The organism is Bacillus sp. FSL K6-0268 (assembly GCF_038005425.1).
In the GTDB taxonomy this organism is placed as follows: Bacteria; Bacillota; Bacilli; order Bacillales; family Bacillaceae_G; genus Bacillus_A; species Bacillus_A thuringiensis_S.
In genome coordinates this window covers 4,417,077-4,441,232 of the sequence record NZ_JBBOTF010000001.1, presented here as the reverse complement: position 1 = coordinate 4,441,232, position 24,156 = coordinate 4,417,077, and the positions used below count along the sequence as shown (strand labels likewise).

The following is a 24,156-nucleotide window of genomic DNA, read 5'->3' as shown; positions in this document are numbered from 1 at the left end:
TAGTAAAACATCCATTATTTTCTTTTTACACTATCAATATATTATTTTTCGTTATCGTCCTCTTTTTTAGAACGTCTACCTAAGAAGAACACAAGAACTAATAATATAATTACCAGTAGTACTCCGCCGATAATGTAATATAGCGTGTAGTCTTTTTTCGCTTCTACCGCTGTATCATTTAACTTATCGGCTGTCTTTCCTTCAATTGTAAATTTCTTCGTCCATTCCCACTTTTGATCGCCATCAGTGGCTTTCACTTCTACTCGGTACATTCCTGGATCAAACGCTTTGTTTTCCCAGCTAATAGCGTAATCAAAGTTTGAGTTTGGCGCCATTCTTAAATTTTCTTTTTTCGCTTCAAATAAAACGTCTGTACCTTTTTCTTTATATACCTTTGCATCAACACTTAAATTTTTTAACATTGCTGGCTTTACGTTTTGTAAATTTGCAGTAACAACGTTACGCCCGTTAATTTGTGTTGGCTTTACTTCGTTTAATTTCATGTCTGGTTTTACTTCAGCATCCGTCTCTTTTAAAACAACGCCAATTGCGTATGCATATTTATTTTCAATTTGCACACCTTCATCTTTTTTCTTTGCATTCTCATCTTCTTTTTCTTTAAAGTATAAACCACCTAAAATAACACCATCAAACGACTCACTTGGCATTTCCAAGTTTATATCAACTGTCACTATGCTGTTAGCTGGGACTTTCGTTTCTTTTGGCATTTTAGCAATTTTAGAAAACGGATATTTCAAAGTAGAATCCGTTTTTGGTTCTACTGTACTATAATCTGTAATACCATTGCTATTCGTAATTGCTGTATTAGCAAACGATTCTACCACAACTTCTTTATTCGTATCATTTTTCATTTGGACTTGAATTGTTTGCTTTTGTCCAGGTTGCATTTTCAAATCAAAATACGTTTGATTTTTATCAATTTGATTTTCTGGTATAACTGCTGTCACAGCGAATTTCATTTCAGCCGCATATACTGAAAAAGCGTTTACCATGAAGAATGTAATTAATAGTAAGCTAGTAAATAGTTTTTTTACCATCTCTTATGTAGTCCCCTTCATATCCATTTTATAGACAAGAAAGAGATAAGGTTAAAGCCATTCCCTTATCTCTTCTCATTTTCCTCTTTTATCTTAAAATTCCTCTTACTTACATAGGAGCGTCTGTTAGTTCCCAAGTTAGTGAAGTTGTATATTGTGTTTGTTCTTTTTTCGTTTTACCTGGTACAGATAACTCTACGCTTTGTTTCGCTTCTGTTGCATCTTTACCAAACGTATTTACCCATGTACCCATACCTTGGTTTTCTTTTGCATCGATTAAATCAGATGCTGCACCACTTGGATTTAATGTGATAGATTGTTCTGCTGTTGGTGCGTCGCTACCTGCGTTTGATTTCAAAGCTGAATTTTTTAATGTTAATGCTGCACCATCCAACGCTTTATCATCTGCAGTTTTGAATTGACCATTTTGTTTTACTGTTAAATGCCATCCAGCATTTGTACCACGATTATCTGTTACTTGAACGTAGTTCGGCACGTCAATTACAGAACCGTCTACTTTTTTCTTTACTTTATCTAATTCTGCAAAGTAGATTTCGTTATTCCCTGATGCTTTTTGTGTTTTAAAGTTGAAGTTAGATACATAATCAATACTTAGTGGACCATCTGTACCTTTTTTATCTGGATCAACTGGATCTACAGTTTCATCTGGATTCTCTGGATTAACAACATCAATTTTATCTGTATTTTTCTCGAATTTAATAAATGCTTTTGAGTCTAATTTCCCGCCATCTTTCTCAGCTGCAAATGCAGACGTCCCTACTGATACTGATGATAATGTTACCGCTCCAATTAATGCTATTTTTGCTAGTTTCATAGTTTTATACCCCTTTATAATCATTTTTTAAAATTCAGTCATTCTTAATTTTCAATCTTGTATAAGCTTAGTTTGGTGTATCTTCTAAAGTCCAAGTTAACTCAGCTGAATATTTCGCACCTTTTTCTTTCGCCGTCGTACCTGGTACGAATAAGCTCACACTCTGTTTACCTTGTTCTGTTCCTTTACCAAATGCAGTCGTCCAATCACCCATACCTTTATTCTTTGCGGCAGTAGTAATTTCCACCGCATCTCCACCTGGAGCTAGCGTTACTTTATTTTTAAATGTTGTAGGTGCATATTGTGCATCAGTTACAGAATTTACAGCTGGGTTACTTAAGCTTAAAGCTGCATTTGTTAACTCACTATTACCACTTTTAAATTGTGCATTTTGCTTTACTTTCAATTTCCATCCTGCATTTGTACCACGGTTATCTGTTACAGATACGAAGTTAGGTACTTCAACTGTTTTGCTCCCTTGTTTCACTTTATCCAATTTTGCAAAGTACGTTTGATCATTACCAGAGATAACTTGCTCGCCGAAGTGTAAGTTAGAAACGTAGTTAATACTTAATGGACCTTTTGTTCCTTTTTCATGGTCATCAGGGTTCTCTGGTGTAACTTTTTCATTTGGATTTTCTGGATTGTTTGGATCTGTTGTGCTTGTATCTTCAATAAACGTTACATCGGTTTTTGATTTCATATTTGCTTTCTCTTCCGCAAATGCTGAAGTTCCTACTGCTGCAACTGATGTTAATGATACTGCACCGATTAATGCTAATTTTGCTAGTTTCATATGTACCTTCCCCTTTTCTCTGTTTTCATCTATTTTTTATTTTGAATACACTTGCTTTCCCCTAATTCTTTTGAATACATATAGAGATAAAACAATCGAAAACAATCCTATATATTGTTTGAAGTCCCGTGTCTGGCCTCCTGTTTTCGGTAAATATTTATCTCCATTTTTATTTTTATCAAATGTCTCTTTTTTTGTATTTATCTTTGTCGGATCAGTTGATGTATTTGGTGTATAGCTATTCGAAAATGTAATACCCGCTTTTGAATTCGTACTTGTAGCCGTTACTACATTTGCCATAAGAAACGGCACACATATAACTGTGGAAACGATAATACCAACTATTTTTTTCATTACTCTCTCCTTTCTAAAATTTATATATTTCATATATTTTTAGAGAGGAGCATCGGTTAATGTCCATTCTAGCTGTCCAGCATATTTTGTATTTGCTTTGACATTCGGCCCTGGTTTTACTTGTAAATGAATTCCCTCGTTTTCCTTCCAATTTAATGAAACCTCCTCGTCGTTTTTAGAAGTATACGAGAATGCTTCTATACTAGAATTACTTAAAGGTGTATCCTTTCCATTTCGTTTGTAAATCAATGCTCCCGTCAATGTGTCATTTTGCGCTGAAGTTAATGGTGTAATTTCCTTTACATATACACTCCATTTTTGCTTTTTAACACGATTATCGGTTACCTTTAAAGAATTTGAAATCGCCTTCGGTGTGTATGTCGTTGTTTTCGATGGAATTGTTACATCTCCAAAGGTAATTTCTTTTGGTACGTCTACTAACTTTAAAGTCCCATCAACGACAGTAACCGGTACTTGAATCTCCGCTTGTACACCTTGCTTCGTTTCAATTACAACCGTTACAGTATGATTCCCTATTGTTTTTGTATCCGGAATATTGATTAACTTCATTACTGATATTGGTTTATCTACATCCAAATTCGTATCTACAGATAAATCTGTCACAAATTTAGAAATATCCATTTTTGTTAAATCTGTTCCTTGCACTACTTTTTGTGGGACTGGTTTCCCAGTCGGAATACCTTTATACCTTATTTTTGCGATTCCATCTCGATTACTATCTTGCCCATTCTTATCGTCATCTAAATAGTTTTTAGCTGACACCGGTATTTCAAGATAACCATCTTTATAATATTTCATTACATCAGCACCTTTTACAGGAGAACCTGTAATTGTCATCTCGTAAATTTTCCCGTTGAATTCTTCTGTTTTTAGCGCATTTGCTTTCGCAACCGCAGTGACCTTATTGTTTTTCCTGCTAATATCAAAGAAGCTACTTACATCATCTCCACTTTCCACATCTTGAATGGAAACATCATTCACAGTAAAATCCTTATTCACTTCACTTTCTAATACAAAAGATTTCGCATAGTGAATATCTTTCGATTGAGCAGGCATATTTTGATATACCTTATAAGAAAGTTGACGGGAATTATCTTCCACGATATCTCCTATTACACTTGGAGCTGGAATTTCAATTTGTGCAATCGCTAATTGGTCGTATGATACATTAACACCTGAAGCATTTAATCTAACTTCTAGCGGTAATTCTGTTAAATTATCAAATGTAATTGTCATATCTGCTTCTGGAGTAGCTACTGGGCCTGCTGTTCCAGAAAACTCTATTTTATTATTCCCTTTGTCTTGATACCTAATTGAACTCGTATCATACACGTATAAATTCGTTAAATGACTACCATCATTACGTAACGTTACATTTTTATAACTATTTATCCTTTTGAAATTCCACATTGCCGTTAATGGTACTTTTTTACTTGTTCCGTGTTCATAAAATTCAAAGGAAGCATTATAAGTTTGTCCTGACCTTCCGTTCCCATATAATTGTAAAAAGTTTTTTGCATCACCTTTAGTTATTGGTGTTTTAACATCTACAGATGAAGCTGTCATAGAGTGAATATTAATACGGACATCAATCCATTTCCCTTGATATTCACCAGCTTTTTTTACTAATACGTACTGTTCTCTATTTGAATTTCTAAATGTATATTGACTTTGACCAGTTCTGTCATTGCTACTACCCTTTACCTCATATGTTACTTGTGGGCTCCAAACAAATCTAAAAGCATATTTACCCGGGATAGAAGGCCCTTCACCTGTTCTATTATTTATTACCTTTACATTTGGATATCTAAGAATACTTGTAACAGGACTAGCAGCTAGTAGAGATTGGCTCTTTAATACCTTCTCAGCTTGAATAGCAGGTAATTCCTGATTATTTTCGTTTACCTTATTGCTCTCTTTTAATTCATTTTCCTTTGATACGAGTTCTTCATTAACCTTTTCTTTCTCTAAAGTATTCGTTTCTTTTGGAACTTCAGCATTAGTAGGCTTTATTTCTTGTTTTTTATTTTCTTCCGATACTTTTACTTTTTCATTTTTTTCTTTTTTCACAACTTCCTCTGAAGCCTTTGGATTTTCATCAGAAATAGCTACATTTAAAGCCTCTTTTTTCTCTACAACATGTAGAGAAGGAGATTCAATTTTCTTTTCATTCCCTTCAAACTTCACTATCGGTTCAAATTTGTACTCTCCAGCTTTTTTCATTTGAATGACTACATATACGTCACCGATAAAATTACTTTGTTCATTCTTTTCAATTTTTACAATGTGATCTTCTGTTACTGAAATGTTTTGAATCGCTTTATTATTTTCATTCATTTTTTTCGTTTCTTCTTCATTAAAGAGCTGCTCATTAGATAATTTCAGCTCGATATTAGCATCTTGTTTATTTGTATTTGTAATCTTTAATACTACATTTTCATCAACTTTTATTTCTTGTTTATCCATATGAACGATAAAACGTCCTTGCTCGTCATTTGTAACCGCATAAACTTTCGTTGCAGAGTAGTCTAGCACACCAACTTGTGTAAATAATATTCCTCCAGCGAGAAGTATACGCCCAAATTTCCCTATTTGATTTTGCAATGTACTTCCCTCCCTCGCTTTTTATGCACCGAATATTCCGAACATTAAATGTATTAATCGACTAAATTTACAATCATAATGTGTATTCTGAAAAAATAAAAAGCCTGGTTGCCTTTTCGATTTTCATATATCACAACATGTGTGAAAATCCAAACTGCAACCAGACTATCATAGTAATTTTCATTACCTTAGACTCTTAGCTTTGCGACCTATCCTTTCGAACAGTGTGCCTATTTATTTTTTTTGAGACAACAAAAAGTCCAGTTGCCTCTTCGATTTTCATACACACAACTATGTGTGAAAATCCAAACTGCAACCAGACTATCATAGTAATTTTCATTACCTTAGACTCTTAGCTTTGCGACCTATTCTTTCGAACAGTGTGCCCATTTATTTTTTTTTAAGAAAACAAAAAGTCCAGTTGCCTCTTCGATTTTCATACATACAACTATGTGTGAAAATCCAAACTGCAACCAGACTATCATAGTAATTTTCATTACTTTAGACTCTTAGCTTTGCGACCTATCCTTTCGAATAGTGTGCCAAATATAGGAATTTATTTATCGTGTTTTGAATATACCATTAAAACCCAAAAAAGAAAATAGTTTTTTTAGAAAAAAATAATTAATTTTTATAGTCTAAATTCCCCCCGGAAAATCCATAATGAAAACTTTCAAAAAACATTTTGATATTAAAAACACATCATACATTCTTTATAGATAAAGTGAAACTTTAATCAGCCCTCACCAATCGGGCTGCCCGGCAAATAGCGGGATAAAATAAAAAAACATCACTTCCAAATAAGTGATGTTTTTTGTAGTTAATGCAGTGGTAACATAACCTCAACCGTCGTTCCAACCCCAACTTCACTTTCAAAACTCATTTTACCGTTGTGATCTTTAATAATTTTTTCTGTAACTACTAAACCTAGACCAGTTCCTGTTTCTTTCGTTGTATAAAAGGCTTCGTTTAACTTTGGAATTTTATCTTTCGGAATGCCGCATCCCTCATCTTTCACTTGAACGATGATTCCTTCTTTTACAGTAACTTTAATCGTAATTGTTCCGCCAACTGACATTGCTTCAATTGCATTTTTAATTAAATTAAAAAAGACCTGTTTTAATCGTTTTTCATCACATGTAATTGATGGTAAGTCTTTACTGTAAATACCTTGTATGTGGACTCCTTGTTTTAAAGCAGGCTTTTCCATAACTCGAATAACATAAGAGATAATTTCTTGTATGTTATGAGTTTCTGATTCTAGTGATTTAGATTTCTCAAATCCACTAAGTTCTGTAGCAATTATATGAATCCGATCTACTTCTTGTTTCATAATATCACTATAAATTTTATCCTCTGGATGCTTGTCTGCTTGTTTATTCACAAGTTTTTTTAAGTTTGCTAAAGGTCTTCTAATCTTATAACCAATAACCGTTGCCATCTTTCCAACAGCTGCTAGTTTTTCTGTTTGTTTTATTTCTTTGTCCATCATCTCAAGCGTACGAACGTAAGACTGAACCCTCAAAAATATAATCCAACATATAATAGTAAATACACTATATAATGCCATTGGGATTAAAACGAGAGAAGATTGAATAATGATTCCTGTAAAAGCGTACTTCCCGACAAGTATCGCTGGAACTAACCAGAAATATCTTTTATTCACAAAGATTGGTGCAAACAAAATAAAAAATACTTCTACTATATTTCCACCGTCAAATTCCGCATCGCTACCATAATAAATCATAATGTTGTGGATACAATCTAATACATTATAGCCAATTAGAATAATATACTTTACCGCAAAAACATTCTTCCATTTCATAAAGTATATTCCAATGCAAAACAATACTACCATCAAAAAGTAAAGCCATAAACCTAAACCATCTTCAAACGTAACTACTCAGCTTCCTCACGGAGGCTTTTTTCATTTACTAGTCTGATATGTACTTTTTGTGTGAATACTAGATATATCAGACAAGGAGGTGGTATTTATGTTGAAAAAACAAGAAATTCTAGCTGTCTATCAAAAGGGACCTCAAGCTATTTACGATTTTGTTCATCAATTAGAAAGTCAAATACAGAATTTAAAAGAGCGTATAGAAGAATTAGAAAATCGTTCAAAAAAAAACTCTACAAATAGTCATAAACCACCCTCTACAGATGGTTTTCGTAAGCCTATTACAAAAAGTTTGCGAAAATCATCCCAGCGTCAAACCGGTGGCCAGTTGGGCCACAAAGGACATACACTTCATTTGACAACGACTCCTGACAATATGATTACCTATTCTCCTACGCATTGTATTTGTTGTCACACGTCCTTAAAACATGAACCTGTAAAAGGATACCGCATTCGCCAAGTGTATGATTTACCACCTATCCTGATAGAAGTCACAGAACATAAAGTGGAACAAAAAGAGTGCCCACATTGCCATTCTATCCAAGAATCCCAGTTTCCCTCTACTGTCTCTCGTCCTGTTCAATATGGTCCAAATATAAAAACACTGATTCCTTATTTAACACATTATCAATGCCTTTCTTTGAAACGAACAAAAGAATTCTTTCAAGATTGTTTTGGACATTCGATAAGCGAAGGGACGTTAGTCAATCATACCCATGCTTTTTCTGCTCAATTGCGGCCGTTTCTCGAAGAAGTAAAAGAACAGATTCTGCAGTCTTCTGTTGTCCATTTTGATGAAACCGGTATGCGAGTAGAAAATAAAACACAATGGTTACATACTGCGAGTACACCGGAGGTGACATTTCAACATATTCATGAAAAACGCGGAAAAGAAGCGATGGATGCAGGTGAAATCTTGCCTTCTTTTTCTGGAATTGCTATGCATGATGGGTGGAAACCGTATGATGTGTATACAGATTGTCGTCATGTTTTATGTAATGCCCATCTCTTGCGAGATTTGCAAGGGATTATAGATAGTACCGGAGAAACATGGGCACAACAAATGAAAGAATTCCTTACACAAGCTTTGACAATAAAAAAGCAATACAAGGGAAATATTCCAGAAATAGAGAAAAAGAATCTGTTTGCCGCATACCAGGCCATATTGAAAGGCAAACAGGTGCCTTCTGCAGAACAAAAAAAGAAAAGAAAACAGACGCCTTCTCAAAATTTATGGAATCGCTTTGCTAAGTATGCGGACAGAATTCTAGCGTTCTTAGAAAGTCCAGATATTCCATTTGATAACAATCAAGCGGAGCGAGATATTCGGATGACGAAAGTCAAACAAAAAGTGTCTGGGACGTTTCGAAGTAAGGAAGGTGCAGAATCATTTTGCCACATACGTAGTTTTATGAGCACCATGAAAAAACAAAATCAATCAGTATTACAAGCGATAAGTCAGGTGTTAAAAACCGGAACGGTTCCTTGGAATACCACTCTTTCGTAAGAGAATGTTTCTATTTCATATAGATTCTTTCTCTTATCGGAGTGTGTTCTTTTTCATGTTTTCGAACAGGAAACATGTATTTGGCATGCTTTTTTGTTTAACTAAGCTGAGTAGTTACCTTCAAACTTTCCTACGCCTTCTTGCTCTCCCGCGATTAAAGGTACGATAAATTCATAGGCAAGATCATACACAAAAAATATAATAAAAAATAAACTTAAAAATACTTTCAACGCCTTTATTTCTTCATTTTTAAATATATAGCCTTTATTCATATGGTAACTCCTAGCTTTTCTTCCACTTGAATTTCAGTATTTCCACACTTCCTTGGCAGAATAATGTCTATTCTCGTTCCAGTATTTCTTTCACTTGAAATATGTAACTCACCAAGGTGCTCGGCGACAATTCGATTCGCTACTGTAAGACCCAGACCAATTTTATCTTGTTTCGTTGTATAAAAGGCCTCTGTAACACGGGCTAAGTTTTCTTGCTTAATACCATGACCATTATCAATTAAGCTGATCATCACATACTCTTTCCCTTTATTTTCTAACCGTAAATGTAATATGCCACCTTGCTCCATTGCTTCTAAAGCATTTTTTATCGTATATAGAAAGACTCCTCTTATTCTTCGTTCATCACATTCAACTTCTATTGTTTGTTCTCCCACATTAGAAATAAGCTGCACATTTAATTCATTCATTTTTTCGCGAAGAGTTGTTGTTGCTTGTAATACAATTTTTCCTAGATCATGTTTCTTATAAATAGAAGGCTTGCATGTAGCAACTTCCATCAACTCACTTATCATATTATTCATATTTTCTATTTCAAAGATCATACGTTTATAAACAGGATCCTCTTCATGCTTCTCTCTTTGTAATTGCGTAAATCCTTTTAATGAAGCGAGTGGATTTTTAATTTCATGTCCAACCGTCGCTGCCATTTTTCCGATTACTGCTAATTTTTGTGATTCACTAGCAATCGCAATACTTTCCTTTACAGCTGAAAGATATTGTAAAAATCGGTTTAAAATGATATATGCAGCTATTAACATAAGTGTACACATAATAAGGAACATAAATGCTTTTATTTCCTCTAATACAAATAAATAAATTAAATATTTTCCTACAATAGAAGAAAGTAAGATTACATAAAATTTTTTATTTAAAAATATGGGTACAAAGAAAATGAGAATAATTTCTATTATATTTGTCGCATCAAACGCCGCCTTATTATAAAAAATATACGAAAATACATTAGCGATTTCTATCCCTATGTATGCAAATATCCATGCATATTTAACAAGGTTTGCCTTCTCTTTTTTCATTAAATATATATTCACGCACAGTATTGCTACTCCGCAAATAACTTGCCATACTATGTTGTATCCCTTATCCATTATTGATTTATTGTCTAATACAATTGCATAGAAAATTTGATATACAATAACAATAACATATAACACCCATAAAAGGATTTTTGCATTCCTTTCTTCTTCTTTATATGATAGAAAACTTTCTTTCACTTCAACACCCCTTCAAAATAATATCTCGAAGAATACCATTTATTATAATAAATGATTTTCATAGACAAACAAAGATAAATCGCAAATTTGAGGAAAATCATCCCAACGATGCAACATCTTCATGCTATATACAAGCATAAAAACCATAAACAATAATACGTATATTATGGGAGGTGTTTTTATGGACGGCAAAAAAAATAAAAAGATAGAACAACTCCAATCTTTCACGCGTGAAAATGAAGGAAAGGAGATGACAACAAATACAGGTGTTAAAATTTCAAATGATGAAAACTCTTTAACAGCTGGAGATCGTGGCCCTACCCTTCTAGAAGATTTCCTTATGCGAGAAAAACTTTCTCACTTTGACCGTGAACGAATTCCAGAACGAGTCGTTCACGCACGAGGATACGGAGCACATGGCATTTTTGAGTTATATGAATCTTTAGAAGAGCTAACAATGGCCCATTTTCTACAAGACCCTTCAAAAAAAACACCGCTTTTCATTCGTTTCTCTGAAGTAGCTGGATCAAAAGGAGCAAATGAAACGAATCGAGATGTAAGAGGATTCGCCGTTAAATTTTATACAGAAGAAGGAAATTTTGATTTAGTAGGAAACAATATTCCCATTTTCTTTATTCAAGATGGCATTAAATTCCCTGATCTTATTCACGCCCTTAAACCAGAGCCGCATAATGAAATTCCACAGGGACAAACAGCACATGATACTTTTTGGGACTTCATCGCCAATAATCAAGAATCAGCTGCAATGATGATGTGGATTATGTCCGATCGTACAATTCCAAGAAGCTTTCGAATGATGCAAGGATTTGGCGTTCATACATTTCGTTTCGTTAATAAAAATGGAAAGTCACGATTCGTGAAATTCCACTGGAAGCCAAAGCTCGGCGTTCATTCGTTAATTTGGGATGAAGCACAAAAACTAGGTGGTGCTGATCCAGATTACCATCGCCGTGATTTGTGGGAAAATATTAATGCTGGAAACTATCCTGAGTACGAACTTGGCATTCAAATTTTAGAAGAAGAGGACGAATTTAAATACGGCTTCGATATATTAGATGCAACGAAAATTTGGCCTGAAGAAGATTTTCCCGTTAAAATCATTGGGAAAATGACCTTAAATCGCAATGTAGATAATGTATTCGCTGAAACTGAACAAGTGGCACTACACCCTGGAAGTATCATTCGTGGTATTGACTTTACCAATGACCCTCTCTTACAAGGTAGACTCTTTTCTTATACAGACACACAATTAGCACGCGTTGGTACAAATTATCAAGAACTACCGATTAACCGTCCAATATGCCCATTTCATAACAATCAAAGAGATGGTGCATCTAAATATATAATTGACAAAGGAAACGTTGCCTACCATAACAATTCCTTAGCAAATAATGTAACTACTCAGCTTCTTCAAATAAAAAAACAGGCCAAATACATGTTTCCGATTCGAAAACATGAAAAGAAAATACTCCAATCAGAGAAAGAATCTATGCCAAATAGAGAAATTCTCTTATGAAGTCGTGTTATTCCAAGGAACCGTTCTAGTTTCTATGACTTGGTTTATCGCTTGTAAGACCGATTGTTTTTGTTTTTTCATGGTACTCATAAAGCTTCGTATCTGACAAAAAGATTCTGCGCCTTTCTTACTTCGGAAAGTCCCAGACACTTTCTGTTTTACTTTCGTCATCCGAATATCCCGTTCTGCTTGATTGTTATCAAATGGAATGGCTGGATGTTCTAAAAACGCTAGAATTCTGTCAGAATACTTGACGAAGCGATTCCATAAATTTTGAGAAGGCGTCTGCTTTCCTTTCTTCTTTTGTTTCGTGGAAAGAATCTGTTGTTCTTTCAATATGGATTGATACATAATAAACAGATTCTTTTGCGTCGCTTTTGGCATGGTACCTTCGGATTGCTTTTTCATCGTCAACGCTTGCGTTAGAAATTTCTGCATCTGTTGTGCCCATTGTTCTCCAGTACTATCTATAATTCCTTGTAAATCTCGTAAGAGATGGGCATTACATAAAACGTGACGACAATCTGTATACGCATCATACGATTTCCAACCATCATGCATCGCAATTCCAGAAAAAGATGGCAAGATTTCTCCAGCATCCATTGCTTCTTTTCCACGTTTTTGATGAATATGTTGCAATGTCACCTCCGGTGTACTGGCAGTATGTAACCATTGTGTTTTGTTTTCTACACGCATACCAGTTTCATCAAAATGGACAACAGGAGACTGCAGAATCTTTTCCTTTACTTCTTTTATGAATGGCTGCAATTGAGAAGCGAAAGCCTGTGTATGATTTACCAGGGTTCCTTCGCTTATAGAATGTCCAAAACAATCCTGAAAGAATTCTTTTGTTCGCTTCAAAGAAATGCATTGATAATGCGTTAAATAGGGAATCAGTCTTTTTATATTTGGACCATATTGAACAGGACGAGATACTGTCGAAGGAAATTGGGCTTCTTGGATAGAATGGCAATGTGGGCATTCTTTCTGTTCTACTTTATGTTCTGTCACTTCGATCTGAATAGGTGGTAAGTCATACACTTGGCGAATGCGATACCCTTTTACAGGCTCGTGGTTCAAGGAAGTATGACAACAAGTACAATATGTAGGAGAATGTGTAATCGTATGATCTGGAGTCGCTGTCAAACCAAGAGTATGTCCCTTGTGGCCCAACTGGCCACCCGTTTGACGATGAGACGGTTTGCGCAAACTTTTTGTAACGGGCTTACCCAAACCATCTGTAGAAGGTGGCTTATGACTATTTTTGGAGTTTTTTTTTGAAGCATTTTCTAGTTCTTGTATACGTTTTTCTAACTTAGAAAATGTTTCTTCAAATAAAGAAATAACAGCTTCAGGTCCTTTTTTATATGTATCTAAAATAATTTTTCGATCGACCATAAGATTCACCTCCCCTGTTTGATATACTCAGTATTTACAAATGGGAGGCATATGAAACTAGTAAAATTTAAAAAAGACACCGAAAGGTGGCTGAGTAGTTACCAAATAATTCTCCTTATACTGTACCTGGGACAAAGGGGGGGGTTCGTTACATATCCTTCTACTGTATCTGGTCATAAAACAAGGGAAACTGCTGCTAGCTTCAAAGACCACTTCTCTCAAGCTCGTTTATTTTGGAATAGTATGAGTCACGTCGAAAAAATCCATATTATACAAGCTTTCTCCTTTGAATTAGGAAAAGTCAAAAGTAAATCTGTCCGCCAACAAGTCGTTGATATGATTGGACATATTAGTACAGAATTGGCTACTTTAGTTGCAGAAGCTCTCGGAGCAAAAGTCCCAAATGTGCAAGAATCCAACGTTACAAAATCATCTCCAGCACTCAGTATGGCAAATACGACCTTTAGTCCTAATACATTACGAGTAGGTGTCATTGTTGCAAATGGATATGATGGGCCAAGCGCACAATATATAATAAATCAGTTCAAACAAGTAGGTCTTCAACCAGTGATCGTTTCCGAACGATTAGGCATAGTGCAGGGAACGTCAAATGGACATTGGGAAGTAAATGATACTTTCTTAACAGGCTCACCACTCCTTTATGATGGATTACTTCTTATCGGCGGAAAGATGGATGATCATTTTCTTAACAAAGCAAGTTCCTTTGTCGTAGAATCATATAATCACTTTAAGCCGATTGGCTCCTTCCAAAACGGCTCTTCTATTATTCAATCTTTAAATATAGAAGGAAAGCCTGGTGTTTTAATAGAACAAGACCCTACGCGACTAGCAAATGAATTTATTAAAGCTATGACAAAACAACGCTTTTGGGATAGAGCATATTCATAAAATAGGGGGACATTTATGTTTGTTACTGTCGAGAAAGATGTGCATATTTTTGTGCAAGACGTTAATCCTGGTCCAGGTAGTAAGACTGTTTTCTTCGTTCACGGATGGCCTTTAAATCATCAAATGTATCAATATCAACTCAATGTTTTACCAGAGCATGGCTTTCGCTGTATCGCCATGGATATACGAGGGAATGGGCAATCTGATAAGCCATGGACTGGTTACACGTATGATCGATTAGCCGATGATATCGCAATTGTTCTAGAAGCACTCCAAGTAGAGAACGCTACATTAGTCGGTTTCTCAGTTGGTGGTGCTCTTTCTATTCGCTATATGTCTCGCTATAATGGGCGCCGCATTTCTAAGCTCGCATTAATTGACGCTGTCTCCCCCTCTTTCGTTAAAAATCAAGAGTCCCCTTACGGTGTACCGAAAGAACAAGCAGATGCTCTCATTAATCAAATGTATGCTAATTTACCAAAATTTTTAAATGATGTATCTTTATCCTTTTTCAATAGAAACTTAGGAGCTGCAACCCTTGAATGGTTTTCTTATCTCGGTATGCAGTCCGCTTCTTATGCCCTTATCAAAATTTTACAAGCAGCTGCAAATGAAGATGTAACGAAAGATTTAAATAAAATTAACGTCCCAACAAAAATCTTCCACGGCGTTCACGACCAACTAATTCCTTACAAAAGTGCTGAGCTTACGCAACAACGAATTAAAAATTCTCAGTTACATGCTCTTACAAATAGTGGCCATGGTTCACCAATCGATCAAGCGGATGAATTAAATAAAGAACTGATAAAATTTTTACATGCATAACAACTGCAATACAAGATTGAAAGTTAACATAATCGATTTTTTACAAAACATAAAATTCACACATTTCTCACAAATATACAAATAAAACGATTACATTTTCATATATACTAAATGTACAAGTAATACTCCCTAAACCCAGCTTGTCTGGTTACCCCGTTAAATACTATGAAAAAAGAACTTGTATCGTTATACAAGTTCTTTTTGTTTCTTTTATTAAAAGAGGATTTCTTTGCTATATTGATTTCCAACGAGTAAATCATATTGAAGCATTTTATATTGCTCTAACATTTCTTTTTGTTTCTTTGTTAAATCATTGATTACTTCCCCATTTTTATCAACTTTTAATTCATCTCTAAGCACTGGTATTTCCTTGTAAAGTCCCGATAAAAATTGATAAAATGAGGATTTATTTAACCCTGCATAATCAAAAATAAGATTAGAAAAATGAATTGGGCTTACTAAACCTAAATTATCATTTGGCATATCAAAGTTTGCATACATTAATAGCGGCGTTTGCGCCATTGCTAAACGTTCACTCGGTGTTTTTTCATTCGTTATATACCCATTTTCTTTATAAAAAGATTTATTTGTTCCTAATGATGGAAGGTGATCTCCAAAGAATACTAATAATGTAGGTCTATCTAAATTATCTAGTTGCTCTATTAAATATTGAAGAGCCTCATCTGAACGTCTTAACCCTTCTGTATACGTCTCTAATTCTCCCTTTGATTCTTCATTTTCTAGCCCGCTAATTTCTATTAGATTTTCACCAAATCGGCCCTCTGTAAATGGAAAATGATTTTGCATCGTAACTGCATGAATAAATGTAGGTTGTTTTTGTTTCTCTAACTCAGCAATTATCTCTTCACTCATCGCTAAATCACTAATATAATCTCCATCAATATCCACATTTTCCATCGTGTCCTCTGCATTAAACTTATCAAATCCTAACACCTTATATACATCATCACGTTTAAAGAATGTGCGTCCAAATGAATGAATTGCACTTGTGTAATAGCCTTCTTTTTTCAAAGCCGTCGGGATTGATGGAATTTCTTTCTTATTTGTAATAACCTGCTGATATGGTATAGAACCTGGCTTTAACAAACTCATTGAATAACTCGTTAATGCCTCAAATTCAACGTTCGCCGTATTTCCCCCAAATGTAGGAGAAATAGTTTGTCCACCAGGAAAGTTTTCTATATAATGATGTAAATTTGGTACAGGATCTTCACTAAAAGAAAGGTTGGTTACTTTCGTCGGATCCCAAAACGATTCACTCATTACAAAAATAATATTCGGTTTCTCTTTTTTCTTTTCGTTCCCTATATTTCCACTATATTGTTTTTTTATATCGTTTGCTATTTGAAGCATATTTTCTTTAGAATAATTTTTTGGTTTTTCCATAACTGTTGTATCTAAATTGCTAATAAACCCCAGTACAAAACCATTTGAAGCATAGTTCTCATTTTGATTCCACAAAACAAAATCTACACCTGATTTTTTAAATACTTTATTCATAAATGTATTCGCAAAATTACCGTACGCATATAGAACAAAAATAGATCCTACTACTAATAAGGCTCTTATTCCTAGATGAATCTTTACATTTTGAATATACCTTCTCATATATATCCCTGCTACAATACAAGCTACGATACTTACAATAATGATTAAAATATAACTCCAGCTAAAATAGTCCATCACCATCGGTATAACAGATTGCATATGCGTAATTTGTGTGAAATCAGAAGGATATAACGGATCCCCTCTGAAAATAAGCTTCAAATAATTCACAATACCTAAAATGACTAACGTACAGCTAGATAAAACCATACTTAGAAAAACCTTACCTATTAAATTATATACAAGAATATATATTGCATAAATTACTACAAAACTTAATATAAACTGCATATTATAAATGTAAATCCAATTCATTGTCTCTATGAAACTCATATTAACTTGCATTACAATATAAAATAATGCTACTGCATGAGCTAGCAAAAATAATATAAAATGCACTCGCAGGGATACCCTAGGTATAGACATCTCTTTTTTATTGAAATGCGTAATATAAAATGTTATGCCCCATATGAAAATCATCATAACACTTAAAACAAGCTTTTGATTTAAATGATCTTTCATCATGTCTAAATTAAAAACCTTTAAAATCATAAACAGCATAGTTATTACTAATAAAGTCACCATACTACTTATAATGCTAGAAATTAATATACTTCTTTTCGGAAGATGAAAAAGTGTAGAACCATACTTCAATTCATTCCCTCTTTTCTATGTATTAATTTCACCCCGCATCAAAAAAACTATTTTTATTAAAATAACATATATCCTATATTTCGTCTGCAAACTTGCTTCTACTATAAATATATTTCCTTAATACTTCCTTAATCAATAGTTAAATTGTGGCATACAAATTACTCATTCTTGAAAAGCTTAATTTCAGCATTCCACTTTATGATATAATAACTATTTTTTAGAAATCCTTAATGCTATCCAAGATTTCACATGAAAATACGAAAGAATTAATAAAAAGGCGTTGCACGTTTTTAACAACTATTAATATAACGAAAAGAACCTGCCACAAGACAGGTTCTTTTCGTTATTTTATGATAAAAGAGAAAATGATTAGCATGTGTATTATATAAAAGGAAGCAGCCATATTTTCCATACGATACATACGAGTACTATAACTACAAAATCAAAAAAATCTAATCTCGGACCTTTTTTCATATTCATATGTAGCCACATATGAAACCATTTTATTTTCGTATATTTATGAATGTTTTTCTTGGCAAATCGGTAAATAAGCATTTGCATGATAAAAAATCCGGCCACAAAAATAAATAATAAGATGAGAAATCCAATCACAAAATTCCTCCTATTTTTGTAGCGTTTTTTCTACTATCCGATTTTTCAAAACCCACTCTTCAAACTGGGCACTTCCAAATTCCCAACTAAGATCGCGAGCATGTACAGAAAAAACGTAATGACCAGCATATTCGTCCATAAACCTCCCTAACTCTACATCGTCTTTCTGAATACCGTATACTCCAAAATTAAAATACACATCCCATACGTCTTCATTCTTCCTCTTATAAGCAATCGATCCCATGTCACATTCTGTCCCAAAATAATCAAGATGTAAATGTACGCTATCATCGTATTCGTACTCCATTTTATCACCCCTTATATTTGTACTTCTTTACCATCCAAAAAATTCCTGCTATCTACACTCACATATAGGCACTTACCTACATATCATGCTTGTAGAGTGACTTCTAGGAGGTGTTATATAGTGAAAAAATTAATCGCGATTTTTTGCATCATGTTACTAGCTGTTTTTACTTTTGCTGCTTGTAGTAATAAAAAAGAAGGTACGAAAGAACAAACTCAAAACATTCGTGTCGGCGAAGTTACCCATTCTCTCTTCTACGCCCCGTTATATGTCGGGATTGAAAAAGGATTTTTTAAAGATGAAGGACTAGATATTGACCTACAAACAACAGCCGGTGGCGATAAAACGATGACCGCCCTATTATCTGGCGGAATTGATATTGCTCTCGTCGGTTCTGAAACGTCTATTTACGTTCATCAACAAGGAGCGAAAGACCCTATCATTAACTTTGCACAGCTTACACAAACAGATGGGACATTTTTAGTTTCACGTAAAAAACTAGACTCTTTTAATTGGAATGACGTAAAAGGTGTTACATTTTTAGGACAGCGTAAAGGCGGCATGCCGCAAATGGTTGGGGAATACGTTTTAAAGAAAAATGGCATTGATCCTCATAAAGATACAAACTTAATTCAAAATATTGAGTTTGCTAATATTGCAAATGCCTTCGCATCTGGTACTGGAGAGTTTGTGCAGCTCTTTGAACCGACTGCAAGTATACTTGAGAAAGAAGGTAAAGGTTATATCGTCGCTTCATTCGGAAATGAATCTGGTACTGTTCCTTATACAACGTTCATGGCAAAAGAAAGTTTCTTAAAGAAAGATAAAGCTGCTGCTGAAAAGTTCACACGTGCGCTCTATAAAGCACAGCAATGGGTTGATACACATAGCCCAGAAGAGATTGCTGATGCTGTTTCTCCGCTATTTAAAGACACTTCAAAAGACATAACAATACAAGTAATTGAACGGTATAAAAAACAGCATTCTTATGCGACAAATCCACTACTAGATGCGGAAGAATGGAAACAGCTCCAAACTATTATGAAAGACGCTGGCGAATTACAAAAAGAAGTTCCACATGAAGCGCTCGTCAATACAAAAATTGCCGAAAGCGTTATTAAGAAATAGAGGCGAAGTGTATGAGTTTTTTACAAATACGTAACGTTTCTCACTGCTTTTTTGCAAAAGAGAATGCCAAACTTATTCTCGAAGATATGAGCTTACAAGTGGAAGAAGGCGAATTTATTTCTATACTCGGTCCCAGTGGTTGTGGTAAAACAACACTCCTCTCAATCATTGCTGGGCTACTTGATCCAATTGACGGTATCGTCTTTTTAGATGGTGAACCGATTACAACGAAAACTTCATCTATGGGATATATGTTGCAACAAGATTACTTATTCCCTTGGAAAACGATTGAAGAAAATATTATGCTTGGACTTCATATTCGAAAGATTTATGATGAACAGATGAAAGAACATACTTTAAATCTTTTAAAACAAGTCGGTCTACATGGGGTAGAAGGACAATATCCTCGTGAACTATCCGGCGGTATGCGTCAACGTGCCGCTCTCGTTCGAACATTAGCGACTGATCCAAAAATTTTATTACTAGATGAACCATTCTCCGCACTCGATTATCAAACGAAATTAAAACTAGAAGAACTCGTTTTCAACTTGCTAAATAAATATAAGAAAACATCACTACTTGTTACTCACGATATTGAAGAAGCGATCGCGATGAGTGATCGTATTTATTTACTGCAAGCGAATCCTGGAAAAATCGCAAAAACCTTTATCGTCCCGGAAAGTATCCGTTCTTTATCACCGTTAGAAGCACGCCATCACTACGATTTCCCAGCCCTCTTTCAAGATATATGGAAGGAGCTGGAACGACTTGGATAATATAAAACAACTACATGAACAATTTCGAAAGAAAGAACGTAGGCGTGCTTGGATTGCTCGCTCTCTACAACTTTTACTACTTATTCTTTTCTTTGCACTATGGGAAATATCTAGCAAAAGAGAATGGATTGATCCTTTACTCTTTAGCTCTCCTTCAAGTATTTGGGATCTCTTCTTAACGAAATGGATCGACGGTTCACTTTGGGTCCACATATGGACGACATTGCTGGAAACGGGAGTAGGCTTCATTCTCGGAACAGTATTTGGTGCTATTATTGCAACGTTTCTTTGGTGGATGCCACTTCTAGCCCGCGTACTTGATCCTTATCTCGTCGTCCTAAATGCAATGCCAAAAGTTGCACTCGGTCCAATCATCATCGTTATTTTCGGTCCAAACATTTCATCTTCTATCGCAATGGGAGTAATCATTTCCATCATCATTACCATTCTCGTTATTTACAGTGCGTTTCAAGAAGTCGATTCTAACTATATAAAAGTGATGGACACATTTGGCGCAAATAAATGGCAATGTTATAAGCAAGTCGTTCTCCCTGCATCCTTTCCAGCAATTATCTCAACGTTAAAAGTAAACGTTGGTTTATCCTGGGTCGGTGTTATTTTCGGAGAACTTCTCGTTTCCAAACAAGGACTTGGCTACTTAATTAGCTACGGATTCCAAGTCTTTAACTTCACACTCGTCTTACTTAGCGTACTACTCACATGTGTTCTCGCAACTCTTATGTATGTATTTGTCGAGGCATTTGAAAAAATTCTAATTGGAAAAAGAAAAAGAAGCTGACTCAAAACAGTGCGCTATAGTCAGCTTCTTTCTTTTACCTTTTATCACACATTTTCGTTTCATTTGTAATGTTTCCATCCGCAACCGTAACTGTATGGAAACATTCTTTCACACGTACTGTAACGACATTATCTTTTCGATCTATCACATGATAATCATTAAACTTTTCATTCAAAGCACTACGAATTTGCTCCCCTTCAAAAATCGGAAAACCGTGAGACATTACCCAAATGAGACCAGCAACAGCAAGAATCGTTTTCATACGTTTCATTACCTCCTCGAGAGTAAACTTATAGTCCCTACAACACGCGCATTATAATTGTGTCTAAATTGTGACATTTTTATACTAATTCTATTTTATACCGCCAGTTCCTTCTTCTTTTCGATAAAAATACAGAATTTTCAATTTTATCAACATGAAAAAACGTAAAGAATTAAAAATTCTTCACGCTTTACTTTAACGAAACTATATCGAACGCATAACTCACATTAGTCTCCACCTTGTTGTTCTATCGTTTTCGAAACATCATATAATCCTGACAGCACTTCCGCTCTCATTTTTACAAGCTCAGGGAACTGATGGAAGAAAGCAATTTTCTTATATTTTAACTCTGTTCCTTCTTTCACTTTTTTTGAATCTTGTAAAATGAACGCTGTAAATGTATCTGCGATATCTTCCGTTACATTTGTTGTTCCATACAGCGATACAAACTCATCATGCTTTTCTTTATAAAATTTAATTTGTGCCTCTTCACTTTCTTCTACTTTCTTTTCTGTCCACTCTTGTTCAATTGGTTTCCAAAATTCATTATAAAATTGGTTAATATACGAAGTTTTTCTCGCACATCCATTTTTCAAGAACACCGTTTTACATTTATTTCGATATGATGAAATGTCTTTCTCTTCATCAAACGCCTCTAAATATTTCCTATCCACTGGTACTTGTTTATGCCCAATCGTTAATACGTGAGCCGTTTCATGAATTAATGTTTTCATCACTTCATCTATATTCACCCCAGAATCGAGCACGTCTAAACTAAGCAACCAATCTCTCGGGTCATCCATACTTGGCATGACATGAGCAACAACGCCATCATAACCATCCGTTATTAGATCAAACCCTGTTATATTCTCACGATATTTCACTGGAATGAGAGTGCGATACATGTCCCATAAAGTTTCATGATACTCTCTATCTTGCCGCTGGCTTAACAAATCATCTTTTGCTACTTCGTCATCTGCAAAAGCTTTATTCAATCTCTTACGATCCAATTTCTCAAAATAAGGATCTACAATTTCATCATCATCGATATAATAAGAAGCTAAAAAGAAATAATTGTCATCCTCTTCTTTTTTCTGTTCCGCCTCTTTCATATTCATACTTTCATACTCTTCTATGTCATAATCCTCTACTTTTTCAAGTTCTGAAAGTCCCTCTATCTTTTTATATACTTTTTGTAATGTTTTATCTCCTATTTGCGTGCACTCTTCTTCTGTTTTACAAATTTCTTTTTCTTTCGTAACCTCAATAGCACTATCGCATCCTGCAACTAAACTGCTTGCTATCATACAACACATTAACTTGCCATACAGTTTCTTCATACAATCCCCCATTATTCCATTCTACAAAATATCATAATCATTTTTTTGTGAATATGCGATAATTAATTATAAAAACTGCAAGGAGGTTTCCCATGATTCGTGCAATCTTATTCGACTTAGATGGCACACTATTAGATCGGCGCCAATCTTTAGAACAATTTATTTGTGACCAATATAATCGCTTCGCCTCACATTTGATGGGCATAGAAAAATCCGAGTATTGTTCTCGATTTCTTGAACTTGATAATAATGGCTATACGTGGAAGGGTAAAGTGTATGCTACTCTCCTTTCCGAATACAACATTACTACTTTAACGCAAGAGCAACTGCTACACGACTATATTACAAACTTCCAACATCATTGTATTTCTTTCAAAAACACGCATGAACTACTTCAACAGTTAAAACAGCGAAACATTAAAATTGGTATTATCACAAATGGTTTTACTGAATTTCAGATGAGCAACCTTCGAGCACTACATATACATACGTATACAAACACCATTCTCGTTTCAGAAACTGAAGGAATTAAAAAACCTCACCCTGAAATTTTCGAACGTGCTTTGCAAAGACTAGATGTTAAGGCAGAAGAATGTCTTTATGTTGGAGATCATCCAGAAAACGATGTGCTTGGTTCTGAACAAGTAGGGATTCTTGGTGTTTGGAAAAAAGATTCGTTTTGGGGTGATTTTAAGCATTCACGTATCGTAGATGATTTATTAGAGGTTCTTTCATTTTTAGAGGTAGAGATAAAAATACAATAATAGCAAATAAATTATATCAGCGATTTACCAACAAAAAGTGACCATAATAAGAGGAGACCGTTGCTCAAAAACGCCTCCTCTTTCTTTATTCATATACTGTAAACTGTGGTTTACTCGGATGATCTTTTACTAGCGCATCATCTGGAAACTTTGAAACTTTTTGATATAAGGCAATGTCACCGATACAACCTGCTGTTAGTAGAATTCCTAAAAATGAGAGTGGCTCCAGATTCATAGCTAATCCCAATACAATTGGCAAAATTCCAGTTGGTAAAAACGGAAGCATTAACACTTTCTTCATTTTCTTTACTGTAACCGCCTGTTTAGAATGAGCATATGCAACACCTAATTTCCAATTAACGCCCCATTTTAGTTCACTCCACGGAATACCTCCGATATAGCGAAATCCTATTAAATGTATCGCTTCATGAATACAGACGAGAACAATCATTGCAATAATAAACAGAAACATCGTTAATAATGTAACTTCAACTTGGACCCCACCTGAAAGAAATATATGTAAATAACCTATTCCAAACGACAAAGCAATTATTATAAAAAATAAAGAAAAGTTTAATTTAACCATCGAAACAGTAACAGTCGTTTCTTTTCTTTTATCCAT

The 24,156-nt window shown here is 34.7% G+C and carries 19 protein-coding genes, 4 pseudogenes and 3 riboswitches; of the genes and pseudogenes, 8 read left to right on the top strand and 15 right to left on the bottom strand.

The window, feature by feature from the left end; translation table 11 throughout:
* Positions 1-41: 41 nt before the first annotated feature.
* The 6 genes and pseudogenes from MHI28_RS23130 to MHI28_RS23105 form a co-directional block, all read right to left on the bottom strand.
* Entirely contained in the window at positions 42-1,058 is a 1,017-nt protein-coding gene (locus tag MHI28_RS23130; RefSeq protein WP_000239426.1) for a DUF916 and DUF3324 domain-containing protein, read from the bottom strand.
* Between the two features lie 109 nt (positions 1,059-1,167).
* Positions 1,168-1,893: a WxL domain-containing protein gene (locus MHI28_RS23125; protein WP_000761506.1), complete on the bottom strand. Its 726-nt coding sequence runs from the start codon at positions 1,891-1,893 to the stop codon at positions 1,168-1,170.
* Positions 1,894-1,960: 67 nt separating this feature from the next.
* Entirely contained in the window at positions 1,961-2,689 is a 729-nt protein-coding gene (locus tag MHI28_RS23120) for a WxL domain-containing protein (RefSeq protein WP_000761529.1), read from the bottom strand.
* Between the two features lie 36 nt (positions 2,690-2,725).
* Complete coding sequence (locus MHI28_RS23115; RefSeq protein ID WP_000724869.1) at positions 2,726-3,043, bottom strand: hypothetical protein; 318 nt, start codon at positions 3,041-3,043, stop codon at positions 2,726-2,728.
* 39 nt (positions 3,044-3,082) lie between these two features.
* Positions 3,083-5,668 carry a WxL domain-containing protein gene (locus tag MHI28_RS23110; protein WP_001180906.1) on the bottom strand — a complete coding sequence of 862 codons (2,586 nt, stop codon included), beginning with the start codon at positions 5,666-5,668 and terminating at the stop codon, positions 3,083-3,085.
* Between the two features lie 152 nt (positions 5,669-5,820).
* Positions 5,821-5,909: riboswitch (cyclic di-GMP riboswitch) on the bottom strand.
* Positions 5,910-5,976: 67 nt separating this feature from the next.
* Positions 5,977-6,065: riboswitch (cyclic di-GMP riboswitch) on the bottom strand.
* A gap of 68 nt (positions 6,066-6,133) precedes the next feature.
* Positions 6,134-6,222, bottom strand: a riboswitch (cyclic di-GMP riboswitch).
* 266 nt (positions 6,223-6,488) lie between these two features.
* Positions 6,489-7,562, bottom strand: a pseudogene (locus MHI28_RS23105) (ATP-binding protein); the annotation flags it as partial.
* A 100-nt stretch (positions 7,563-7,662) separates the two neighbouring features.
* Here MHI28_RS23105 and tnpC (MHI28_RS23100) point away from each other — a divergent pair.
* Complete coding sequence (gene tnpC, locus MHI28_RS23100) at positions 7,663-9,075, top strand: IS66 family transposase (protein ID WP_197233369.1); 1,413 nt, start codon at positions 7,663-7,665, stop codon at positions 9,073-9,075.
* A gap of 119 nt (positions 9,076-9,194) precedes the next feature.
* On the opposite strand, the pseudogene MHI28_RS23095 reads toward tnpC (MHI28_RS23100), so the two are convergent.
* A pseudogene (locus MHI28_RS23095) lies at positions 9,195-9,347 on the bottom strand (ATP-binding protein); the annotation flags it as partial.
* Positions 9,344-10,597 carry an ATP-binding protein gene (locus MHI28_RS23090; RefSeq protein WP_000664884.1) on the bottom strand — a complete coding sequence of 418 codons (1,254 nt, stop codon included), beginning with the start codon at positions 10,595-10,597 and terminating at the stop codon, positions 9,344-9,346. The pseudogene MHI28_RS23095 and the gene MHI28_RS23090, both read right to left, overlap by 4 nt.
* Positions 10,598-10,778: 181 nt before the next feature.
* On the opposite strand from MHI28_RS23090, the pseudogene MHI28_RS23085 reads away from it, so the two are divergent.
* Positions 10,779-12,011 (top strand): annotated as a pseudogene (locus MHI28_RS23085) (catalase); the annotation flags it as partial.
* 117 nt (positions 12,012-12,128) lie between these two features.
* Here MHI28_RS23085 and tnpC (MHI28_RS23080) read toward each other — a convergent pair.
* Positions 12,129-13,532 carry an IS66 family transposase gene (gene tnpC, locus MHI28_RS23080; protein ID WP_100910632.1) on the bottom strand — a complete coding sequence of 468 codons (1,404 nt, stop codon included), beginning with the start codon at positions 13,530-13,532 and terminating at the stop codon, positions 12,129-12,131.
* A gap of 98 nt (positions 13,533-13,630) precedes the next feature.
* On the opposite strand from tnpC (MHI28_RS23080), the pseudogene MHI28_RS23075 reads away from it, so the two are divergent.
* Positions 13,631-14,441 (top strand): annotated as a pseudogene (locus MHI28_RS23075) (catalase-related domain-containing protein); the annotation flags it as partial.
* Between the two features lie 15 nt (positions 14,442-14,456).
* Positions 14,457-15,266, top strand: a complete 810-nt coding sequence (locus MHI28_RS23070; protein ID WP_000498278.1) for an alpha/beta fold hydrolase — start codon at positions 14,457-14,459, stop codon at positions 15,264-15,266.
* 213 nt (positions 15,267-15,479) lie between these two features.
* Here the strand turns inward: MHI28_RS23070 and MHI28_RS23065 are convergent, their stop codons facing one another.
* The 3 genes from MHI28_RS23065 to MHI28_RS23055 form a co-directional block, all read right to left on the bottom strand.
* On the bottom strand, positions 15,480-17,546 hold the full coding sequence (locus MHI28_RS23065; RefSeq protein WP_000873641.1) for an LTA synthase family protein: 2,067 nt from the start codon (positions 17,544-17,546) through the stop codon (positions 15,480-15,482).
* 381 nt (positions 17,547-17,927) lie between these two features.
* Positions 17,928-18,158 (bottom strand): hypothetical protein, encoded by a 231-nt coding sequence (locus tag MHI28_RS23060; protein WP_000578981.1) that lies wholly within the window; start codon positions 18,156-18,158, stop codon positions 17,928-17,930.
* 10 nt (positions 18,159-18,168) lie between these two features.
* On the bottom strand, positions 18,169-18,465 hold the full coding sequence (locus MHI28_RS23055; protein WP_000455582.1) for a DUF3986 family protein: 297 nt from the start codon (positions 18,463-18,465) through the stop codon (positions 18,169-18,171).
* Between the two features lie 120 nt (positions 18,466-18,585).
* On the opposite strand from MHI28_RS23055, the gene MHI28_RS23050 reads away from it, so the two are divergent.
* From MHI28_RS23050 to MHI28_RS23040, 3 genes are read left to right on the top strand one after another with little or no spacing between them, the layout of a single operon-like run.
* Entirely contained in the window at positions 18,586-19,593 is a 1,008-nt protein-coding gene (locus tag MHI28_RS23050; protein WP_000733138.1) for an ABC transporter substrate-binding protein, read from the top strand.
* Between the two features lie 11 nt (positions 19,594-19,604).
* Positions 19,605-20,369 carry an ABC transporter ATP-binding protein gene (locus MHI28_RS23045; RefSeq protein ID WP_000009025.1) on the top strand — a complete coding sequence of 255 codons (765 nt, stop codon included), beginning with the start codon at positions 19,605-19,607 and terminating at the stop codon, positions 20,367-20,369.
* A complete protein-coding gene (locus tag MHI28_RS23040; protein ID WP_000368775.1) occupies positions 20,362-21,168 on the top strand; it encodes an ABC transporter permease in 807 nt (268 codons plus the stop codon). The genes MHI28_RS23045 and MHI28_RS23040 overlap by 8 nt, the downstream gene beginning before the upstream one ends.
* Before the next feature lie 34 nt (positions 21,169-21,202).
* On the opposite strand, the gene MHI28_RS23035 is transcribed toward MHI28_RS23040, so the two are convergent.
* Positions 21,203-21,430 (bottom strand): hypothetical protein, encoded by a 228-nt coding sequence (locus MHI28_RS23035; protein WP_000849113.1) that lies wholly within the window; start codon positions 21,428-21,430, stop codon positions 21,203-21,205.
* 227 nt (positions 21,431-21,657) lie between these two features.
* Positions 21,658-22,770, bottom strand: coding sequence for a hypothetical protein (locus MHI28_RS23030; RefSeq protein WP_000737814.1), 1,113 nt, complete (start codon positions 22,768-22,770; stop codon positions 21,658-21,660).
* 92 nt (positions 22,771-22,862) lie between these two features.
* On the opposite strand from MHI28_RS23030, the gene MHI28_RS23025 reads away from it, so the two are divergent.
* Positions 22,863-23,534, top strand: coding sequence for an HAD family hydrolase (locus MHI28_RS23025; protein WP_000617247.1), 672 nt, complete (start codon positions 22,863-22,865; stop codon positions 23,532-23,534).
* A gap of 85 nt (positions 23,535-23,619) precedes the next feature.
* On the opposite strand, the gene MHI28_RS23020 is transcribed toward MHI28_RS23025, so the two are convergent.
* The gene (locus MHI28_RS23020) at positions 23,620-24,156 is read right to left on the bottom strand and encodes a DUF3267 domain-containing protein (RefSeq protein WP_000361284.1); all 537 of its coding nucleotides are present in this window, start codon (positions 24,154-24,156) and stop codon (positions 23,620-23,622) included.

Coding starts and splice junctions, on each gene's coding strand:
- MHI28_RS23125 (WP_000761506.1), bottom strand. CDS start 1,893: ATGAAACTAGCAAAAATAGCATTAATTGGAGCGGTAACATTATCATCA.
- MHI28_RS23035 (WP_000849113.1), bottom strand. CDS start 21,430: ATGAAAACGATTCTTGCTGTTGCTGGTCTCATTTGGGTAATGTCTCAC.
- MHI28_RS23130 (WP_000239426.1), bottom strand. CDS start 1,058: ATGGTAAAAAAACTATTTACTAGCTTACTATTAATTACATTCTTCATG.
- MHI28_RS23030 (WP_000737814.1), bottom strand. CDS start 22,770: ATGAAGAAACTGTATGGCAAGTTAATGTGTTGTATGATAGCAAGCAGT.
- MHI28_RS23025 (WP_000617247.1), top strand. CDS start 22,863: ATGATTCGTGCAATCTTATTCGACTTAGATGGCACACTATTAGATCGG.
- MHI28_RS23045 (WP_000009025.1), top strand. CDS start 19,605: ATGAGTTTTTTACAAATACGTAACGTTTCTCACTGCTTTTTTGCAAAA.
- tnpC (WP_197233369.1), top strand. CDS start 7,663: ATGTTGAAAAAACAAGAAATTCTAGCTGTCTATCAAAAGGGACCTCAA.
- MHI28_RS23020 (WP_000361284.1), bottom strand. CDS start 24,156: ATGGATAAAAGAAAAGAAACGACTGTTACTGTTTCGATGGTTAAATTA.
- MHI28_RS23055 (WP_000455582.1), bottom strand. CDS start 18,465: ATGGAGTACGAATACGATGATAGCGTACATTTACATCTTGATTATTTT.
- tnpC (WP_100910632.1), bottom strand. CDS start 13,532: ATGGTCGATCGAAAAATTATTTTAGATACATATAAAAAAGGACCTGAA.
- MHI28_RS23115 (WP_000724869.1), bottom strand. CDS start 3,043: ATGAAAAAAATAGTTGGTATTATCGTTTCCACAGTTATATGTGTGCCG.
- MHI28_RS23070 (WP_000498278.1), top strand. CDS start 14,457: ATGTTTGTTACTGTCGAGAAAGATGTGCATATTTTTGTGCAAGACGTT.
- MHI28_RS23120 (WP_000761529.1), bottom strand. CDS start 2,689: ATGAAACTAGCAAAATTAGCATTAATCGGTGCAGTATCATTAACATCA.